This is a genomic window from Acinetobacter stercoris (assembly GCF_900323515.1).
Lineage (GTDB): Bacteria > Pseudomonadota > Gammaproteobacteria > Pseudomonadales > Moraxellaceae > Acinetobacter > Acinetobacter stercoris.
This window is the reverse complement of record NZ_OOGT01000204.1, coordinates 1-6,967: the sequence shown is the minus strand read 5'-3', so window position 1 is coordinate 6,967 and position 6,967 is coordinate 1. Positions and strand designations below refer to the sequence as shown.

The following is a 6,967-nucleotide window of genomic DNA, read 5'->3' as shown; positions in this document are numbered from 1 at the left end:
TGGGGGTTGGATCCTAAAATTCAAATTTATGTAGATAATACGTCTATGGATTTAAAAATCAATCATAGAGAACGTATTTCATATGGTAAAGGTAAACGTGCGATTTATTTGACAGCTTATGCGATTGCAATTATGCAATATGCATTGAATCAAAATTACCCACATCTTGGATTTTTAATTATTGATTCACCTCTTGTAACTCATAAAGATCCTAAAAATAAAAAAGATGAAAGTGAAGATGCATATATTCAACAATCAGTTGCTGATAAATTTTATATTTGGCTTTCTAAAAATCAGCACAAAGGACAAATAATTGTCATAGAAAATGATATACCACCTAAAGATATTCATAATAAAATCAATTATATAGAATTTTCTGGTACAACAGACTATGGGCGTTATGGCTTCTATTAAATTAGAATTTATACATTTTCTAGTAGAAATAATCACTACTAATAGTTGACAATATTTCTACTTATAGTAGTATTTATCTTGCAAGACAATAAAAAAGCACACCTGCCTTCGAACTCATGTGTGCTTACAATTAAACAATTGCGAGATAAATTATGAACGCAAAAGCGAATTTTTACAATATTGGGGTAATGACAACGACTGCGATTGGCATGTCTTTGGGGACTATGGCATGTAACGACCATACATCAGCACGATTACCACAAACACCACAACTCACCTATCCAAATGTTGCTCCAAGCGACTATGGTATCGAGATCCTAAATATCACTACTGACCATACAGGCAAAGCCATCATCAAACTTGACAGCTTTACCCTACTTGTCGGTTTTGAATACTTAGCCCATCCAGACAGCTACGGCGTGGCAGGTTCAGAATACACCGCCGTAGAAATTACTAATATTACCATTGACCAAATCGTGGACATCGACGGCAAATACCTTAGCGATTTTACCGACCACAACGACATACTCAATATCAAACAACTACTGGTTACCTATATTGAAAAAAATCAACTTGTGGAGGTGATGTCATGAGTGATTATCAAAACCAAGATGTTTATTTTATTACAGATGATGAAACTTCACATAATGACTTACAAGAAGCTTTAGAAACTATTGCAGATCAAGCTGGATCTCTAGAAGAAGCTTTATCTTGGAATATTGAAGTTCATAAGAAACGCACGTTCACACATTCAGACTTTGTTGGTGCTTATGGAATTCTTGAGCACATATTTGAAAGTGGTTATAGCGAAGGTGGCGAATATGCAGAAGACTATCTTGTTGATATCCAAAGTAATAAAGAAAAATTGGAGGAATTCGGTAAATTAATATCTGATTTTTTGGACAAAAATGCAGAACAACCCCGATTTTGGCAATCTGCAGGACTTCTTGAAACGATAACACCTACAATAGAAATGTATGCTCAATTTGGCATAAAGTTTGATTTTGGAGGAGAAAACTCATGATCTCCTCTACCATAAAACCAAGCTACTACTGCCAACATATCGAAGATACGTCCAACGGCGAACGCTACCGATTAGGTACTGAAAACCCTAAGTACTACATCCTCAAGGCTAAAGCTCAAAAGGATTACAACCAGACAGGCATATTGGAAACACATGACATCTATCGTGAGTATCCGACTCGCCTATTTCATATACCCGATGCCCAAGTCGCACACTGGTTAAACCGCTACCTGACCAAAGCACGTCAGGCAATGCGGAATAATCGCTATAACCAGATCTTGGCTGAAACTGGATTCTTTCAGTCAACTGACTATAAAAAATGGCAAAAACAAAACCGTTATGGGCACTGATTGGGGATCAGGATATGAGTTATACCACTTTTATATTAGGTCAAACTGGTAGTGGTAAATCTGCCAGTTTAAGAAATCTAAACCCACGGCGCGTTTTATTAATACAGGTCATTAAAAAGCCTTTGCCTTTCCGCTCTACTGAATGGCAATACATAACACCTGAAAATCCTAATGGCAGTATTCAGGTTTCTGATAATGCTCAAGAAATCATGCAACTTATTCGGATGTCGCAAAAACCGATTGTGATTGTCGATGATTTTCAATATGTAATGGCAAATGAATTCATGCGTCGCAGCACCGAACGCGGTTTTGATAAATTTACAGAAATTGGGGTTAATGCTTGGAATGTGATTAATGCAGCAAATAACGCACACCCACAAAAACGTGTCTACTTCTTGAGCCATACAGAAGAAGATCAATTTGGTAAAACCAAAATCAAAACTATTGGAAAAATGTTAGATGAGAAAATTGCACTTGAAGGCATGGTCTCTATCTGTTTACAAACAGCAGTAATAAACGAGAAAAACGTTTTCATTACTAAAAATAATGGCAATACCACCGTCAAATCGCCAATGAATCTATTTAAATCAAGCCATATTGATAACGATTTGAATATGGTCGATCAATCAATTTGTGAGTTTTATGGCATAACAACTCCGCAATCACAAAACAATCAGCAACAAGTTACACAAAACATTTAATTTGGGGAATTTCAATGAATCAACAATATTCACAATACAAACAATTTGGCTTCAATCCAGAATCTGCAAAACTAGCCGATACCAGCAACCGTATTGAAGAAGCAGGAAAATACAAAGGCATCATCAAAAGTATGGAGTTTATTACCTCTCGTAATACAGGTACGACAGGTTTTGAAATTGACTTTGAAACTGATCACAAAGAATCTGCCTTACTAACAATCTGGACAGAAAAATCAGATGGAACACCTTTAAGTGGTGTCCATAAAATCAATGCTCTACTCGCTTGTATTGGAGTGCGTGGATTAACACCAACCAATTCACAATTAGAAAAATACGACTTCGAGCTTAAAGAACGGAAAATGCAACCTTGTGTTGTTGCACCAGAAGTAGCGGGGAAACGTGTAGGATTTCTTCTTCAACGTGAAAACTATATTAATGAGAGGAATGAAAATAAACACAAAATGAATTTCTTTGCTGTTTTTCAAGCTGATTCTGAATTGATGGCTAAAGAAATTATTGATAATAAAACTGTGCCTGAAGCTCTACCAAAATCATTAATAGCACTAATGGCTAACCCTGTTACTACACAAAAACCTAAAACAACAAATGGCTCAAATACCAACAATGGTAGCTATGGCGGATATTCTCAAAATGGCAACGGAAACAGTCAATTTGGAAATGATGTGCCACCTTTACTTGATGATTATCAGTACAACAATGCACCTGATTTTCCATACTAAAAACTAGTAGTTTTAAAATTTTATTTGGGGAAATAAATGAACGTATTAACACACAAAGAAGCCAAACTGGCTTGGGCAAATAACGAAGCATTATTGATCAATAATGCTGCTGTGAACGGCTGGGAAGAATTCTTTCCAGCGAATTGGGGATGTGATGTATTTGATGCATACGAGTTTCAAATCAAACCTCGTATCGTCAAAATTGGGGATATAGAAGTAGCGGAGCCAATCAAAGAGCCATTAAGCAAAGGTCAACAATACTTTGTGCCATCACTACTGACTGAAAAACTGGCCAACCAATTAAAATGGAAAAACTCAGCGATCGATAAAACATTATTAGAGCGTGGCTTGATCCATCTAACTGAACAGGATGCAATCAATCATGCCCAAGCACACATCATTGTAAGTGGAGGGACTATACAATGTAATGACGATTTGACGTCAAATGATGAAATTGTGATGTTTAAACAACCAGTTAAGGAAAATCGATCAGATATAAATGTTGTAATCAAAGAGCCTGAAACTATTCAGCCTGAGGAAAATAAATCAGAAAAAGAATCTGTTTTAGAGCAGTCTTCTGAACAGGATTATCAATCACGACTTCAAAACCTGATTGACCTTGCAAAAGTTGCAACAACACCAAAAGAAGCCAATGCCCTTGCCACCTATACCAAAACCTGGACTGAAGAACAGCGCAAACCTTTACTTGATGCGATCAATATACGTCTGGTTGAACTGGATAAACCTAACCAGTCTCTCCTGGTACGTATTAAAAATGCTGAAAATATCGAGAGACTTAACCAGCTAGAACAAGAAGTTCATACCTGTGATGCTTTTATCCAACCGAGCCTAAATGAAAGCTTATCCAGACGTAGACAGGAACTAACAGGCTTTCCTTTTTAAAAGTTAACAATTGGGGAATGTAATGCACTGGGTTGTATTGGGGTGCGAATGTTCATTCGCAATGTGCATGACAATTTTTATCTATTTTAAAATGTGGGAATGGTAAAGCAATGATTAAACAATTAAAGCCCGTTAAATTACCAAAAGATCTCTGTAACTGGTCACATCCAGATATGCAGCTAGTAGATCCGCTTTGGAATTGTAATGAAGAACGTGGCTATACAGAGCAAGAATCTGAATTATTTAAAAACAATGGCGGGATAGAAATAAAAATTGAGAGTTATTGGTATGAAGATATACCTGAAATACCAGAAGAAGATAGTAGTGACTGGTCAAACTGGAAACCAGAACCACCCTCACCTGAATATTTTTTAATTGGAGCATATGACACAGAAGATGGTCCTGCTTTATGGTGGGCAAAGGAAAAGGTGGAAGATTAATGAAAACCGAAACTGAAAACAGTTTACTTCAGGCAATTTTTGACGATATGCAAATTCTAAAAAAATCACTTACTCAACAAAATGAAAAACGTATTGGTCGTGCTGAATTCGCAAATCTATTAAATATAGAACCTGAAACACTAGATGCCAGAATCAGAGAAGGTCGATATATAAAACCTTATAAGGATGGAAGGAAAAGCTTCTGGTTCAGTTCTTATGTCCAGTCCGTCATACTAAATGTCGAAGGAAATAACAAAGTCGCCTAGTGCGACTTTGTTATTTTACAATGATTGATTTTGTGAGTAACAATGTGAGTAACAACCAAACCACACATAAAATCCCTCTCTTAAAACATCATTTATTCTTCAATAATATCTACAAAATTTGCACCCAAAACCTTAGCTAAATCCTGTGGGTTTACGCCAATATCCAAACCACGTTTACCACCACTGACATAGATCTTTTCTTTAGTTTCAGCAGTGTCATTAATAACTGTTTTTAAACGTTTTTTCTGACCTAAAGGACTGATCCCACCGACAAGATAACCTGTCAAGCGCTCAGCATCTTTAGGATCTGCCATATGTAATTTTTTACAACCTAAAGCACTGGCAACTTTTTTAAGGCTAAGTTGATAATTTACTGGCAATATTGCTACAAAATAGTTTTTATCATCTGTAACCAAGAGGGTTTTAAACACATCATTAACATGTAGTCCTAATTTTTCAGCAGCTTCCAGACCAAAACTTTTTGCATTTACATCATGTTGATACTCATGAATGGAAAACTCTATTTTATTTGATTTCAATATCTTGCAGGCAGGTGTCATAACAGAAATTATATTGTCTTAGGAAGTTCAAATTATACGTTTTTTTTCTAATGACTTTTTAATTTGCTTAGGCTATTTAAATGCAGTTGAAAACAAATTACTCATTTGCTACAAAAATACATCTCTCAAACTACTTACTAAAAGCTGAACACCATATAATTCCTTATTCTTCGGTAATATGACTACTCTATTACTTACATCTTTTCCAATCTCCATGATGGATGCTGCAAATGTCTCTCGAAGCATTTAACCTTGATCTGTTTGAACATTTAAATGCCCCAGATGGTGCAAGTTCTTTTATGGTTAATTTTGCTATTTTTATAGCAAATGACACTTTATATTTAATGATGATTTTTTTATTGCTTTCCTGGTTTTTAGGAAATCGCCATACAAAAGAACTGGCTTTAAAAGCAGTTATTACGACGTCTATTGCTTTATGTATTGGATTTATTATTTCAGCACTTTTTCCACATCCACGCCCTTTTATGATGGATGTTGGAAGAACTTTAATATACCACGTGCCAAACTCATCATTTCCCAGTGATCATATGCTTTTTTTTAGCTCTATTGCTTTCTCATATTTATTTGCAAAAGAAAGAAAAATTGGGGTTTTCTTATTTTGGTTAGCACTCGAAGTTGCATGGTCACGAGTATATCTAGGAGTTCATTTTCCATTAGATATGATTGGTGCACTCGTCGTTGCATTAATTACAGCGTTTATAATTCAAAAAATATGGGACAAATATGGTCATGACATTGTCGAATTGGCGCTAAGGATTTATCAACTATTATTTTCAAACCTTATAAATAAAGGTTGGTTAAGATAAAACTTATAGTTCATTAATTTTAAAGGAGAATTATTTCTCCTTTTTTATATTCAAATAATACTTAGGCTATTTAAACCTTGTCTAACAGATCAATTTATGCTTAAAATTAGTTCAATATTAATGATTAACCTATAATAATGCCTTCTATATATCAATTAAAACCTGCATTTCAAAACCTCTTGCGTCCATTGGTAAAAAAAATTTACAACATCGGCATATCTGCAAATCAAGTTACTTTGGCAGCCATGTTTATCTCTATATTGCTAGCATCTAGTTTATATTTATATTTTTCAACCCATGCAGTTTCCTGGTTACTTTTATTATTTCCATTATGGATGTTGATCAGAATGGCTTTTAATGCCATAGATGGAATGCTAGCACGTGAATTTAATCAACAGTCGCGACTGGGTGCTTTTTTTAATGAACTGTGTGATGTTATTTCTGACTCAGCACTCTATATAAGTTTAATTATATTTGATTTTATTTCGCCTGCNCTTCTTCTTTTAACCATTTTTCTTTCAATATTAAGTGAATATGCAGGAGTCATGGCACCTCTGATAGGTCGTGAAAGGTGCTATGCTGGACCTATGGGGAAAAGTGACCGTGCTTTTTGGTTTAGTTTAATCACTGTTGTCATTGTAATCTTTTCAACATTTTCAATTAACTCAACATTTCTCATTTATATCAGTAATAGCTTACTTGGCCTAATCGCTTTGTTATTACTCTTCACTATTTACAATAG

The 6,967-nt window shown here is 35.1% G+C and carries 11 protein-coding genes and 1 pseudogene; 11 read left to right on the top strand and 1 reads right to left on the bottom strand.

From position 1 onward, the window contains the following. The 9 genes and pseudogenes from KPC_RS20440 to KPC_RS16390 form a co-directional block, all read left to right on the top strand. Positions 1-414: pseudogene (locus tag KPC_RS20440) on the top strand (ATP-binding protein); the annotation flags it as partial. Between the two features lie 152 nt (positions 415-566). Beyond that, complete coding sequence (locus KPC_RS16425) at positions 567-1,007, top strand: hypothetical protein (protein WP_121975433.1); 441 nt, start codon at positions 567-569, stop codon at positions 1,005-1,007. Further along, complete coding sequence (locus KPC_RS16420; RefSeq protein WP_121975432.1) at positions 1,004-1,438, top strand: hypothetical protein; 435 nt, start codon at positions 1,004-1,006, stop codon at positions 1,436-1,438. Before KPC_RS16425 ends, KPC_RS16420 begins: the two co-directional genes overlap by 4 nt. Then, positions 1,435-1,788: a hypothetical protein gene (locus tag KPC_RS16415; RefSeq protein WP_121975431.1), complete on the top strand. Its 354-nt coding sequence runs from the start codon at positions 1,435-1,437 to the stop codon at positions 1,786-1,788. The genes KPC_RS16420 and KPC_RS16415 overlap by 4 nt, the downstream gene beginning before the upstream one ends. Continuing rightward, complete coding sequence (locus KPC_RS16410; RefSeq protein WP_228212290.1) at positions 1,758-2,489, top strand: ATP-binding protein; 732 nt, start codon at positions 1,758-1,760, stop codon at positions 2,487-2,489. Before KPC_RS16415 ends, KPC_RS16410 begins: the two co-directional genes overlap by 31 nt. 14 nt (positions 2,490-2,503) lie before the next feature. After that, positions 2,504-3,229, top strand: a complete 726-nt coding sequence (locus tag KPC_RS16405) for a hypothetical protein (RefSeq protein ID WP_121975430.1) — start codon at positions 2,504-2,506, stop codon at positions 3,227-3,229. A 36-nt stretch (positions 3,230-3,265) separates the two neighbouring features. Then, positions 3,266-4,132, top strand: a complete 867-nt coding sequence (locus KPC_RS16400; protein WP_121975429.1) for a hypothetical protein — start codon at positions 3,266-3,268, stop codon at positions 4,130-4,132. Between the two features lie 110 nt (positions 4,133-4,242). Next, positions 4,243-4,572: a hypothetical protein gene (locus KPC_RS16395; RefSeq protein ID WP_121975428.1), complete on the top strand. Its 330-nt coding sequence runs from the start codon at positions 4,243-4,245 to the stop codon at positions 4,570-4,572. Next, positions 4,572-4,838: a hypothetical protein gene (locus KPC_RS16390; RefSeq protein ID WP_121975427.1), complete on the top strand. Its 267-nt coding sequence runs from the start codon at positions 4,572-4,574 to the stop codon at positions 4,836-4,838. The genes KPC_RS16395 and KPC_RS16390 overlap by 1 nt, the downstream gene beginning before the upstream one ends. Before the next feature lie 92 nt (positions 4,839-4,930). On the opposite strand, the gene ybaK is transcribed toward KPC_RS16390, so the two are convergent. Next, positions 4,931-5,398: a Cys-tRNA(Pro) deacylase gene (gene ybaK, locus KPC_RS16385; protein WP_121975426.1), complete on the bottom strand. Its 468-nt coding sequence runs from the start codon at positions 5,396-5,398 to the stop codon at positions 4,931-4,933. Positions 5,399-5,628: 230 nt separating this feature from the next. On the opposite strand from ybaK, the gene KPC_RS16380 reads away from it, so the two are divergent. Then, on the top strand, positions 5,629-6,225 hold the full coding sequence (locus tag KPC_RS16380) for a phosphatase PAP2 family protein (protein WP_121975425.1): 597 nt from the start codon (positions 5,629-5,631) through the stop codon (positions 6,223-6,225). 137 nt (positions 6,226-6,362) lie between these two features. Beyond that, positions 6,363-6,967: CDP-alcohol phosphatidyltransferase family protein (locus KPC_RS16375; RefSeq protein WP_146196655.1), on the top strand; the 605-nt coding region annotated here is incomplete at its 3' end.

Excerpts from the sequence above, each read along its gene's own strand:
- KPC_RS16410 (WP_228212290.1), top strand. The coding sequence starts at position 1,758 with ATGGCAAAAACAAAACCGTTATGGGCACTGATTGGGGATCAGGATATG.
- ybaK (WP_121975426.1), bottom strand. The coding sequence starts at position 5,398 with ATGACACCTGCCTGCAAGATATTGAAATCAAATAAAATAGAGTTTTCC.
- KPC_RS16400 (WP_121975429.1), top strand. The coding sequence starts at position 3,266 with ATGAACGTATTAACACACAAAGAAGCCAAACTGGCTTGGGCAAATAAC.
- KPC_RS16380 (WP_121975425.1), top strand. The coding sequence starts at position 5,629 with ATGTCTCTCGAAGCATTTAACCTTGATCTGTTTGAACATTTAAATGCC.
- KPC_RS16420 (WP_121975432.1), top strand. The coding sequence starts at position 1,004 with ATGAGTGATTATCAAAACCAAGATGTTTATTTTATTACAGATGATGAA.
- KPC_RS16415 (WP_121975431.1), top strand. The coding sequence starts at position 1,435 with ATGATCTCCTCTACCATAAAACCAAGCTACTACTGCCAACATATCGAA.
- KPC_RS16425 (WP_121975433.1), top strand. The coding sequence starts at position 567 with ATGAACGCAAAAGCGAATTTTTACAATATTGGGGTAATGACAACGACT.
- KPC_RS16405 (WP_121975430.1), top strand. The coding sequence starts at position 2,504 with ATGAATCAACAATATTCACAATACAAACAATTTGGCTTCAATCCAGAA.
- KPC_RS16395 (WP_121975428.1), top strand. The coding sequence starts at position 4,243 with ATGATTAAACAATTAAAGCCCGTTAAATTACCAAAAGATCTCTGTAAC.
- KPC_RS16390 (WP_121975427.1), top strand. The coding sequence starts at position 4,572 with ATGAAAACCGAAACTGAAAACAGTTTACTTCAGGCAATTTTTGACGAT.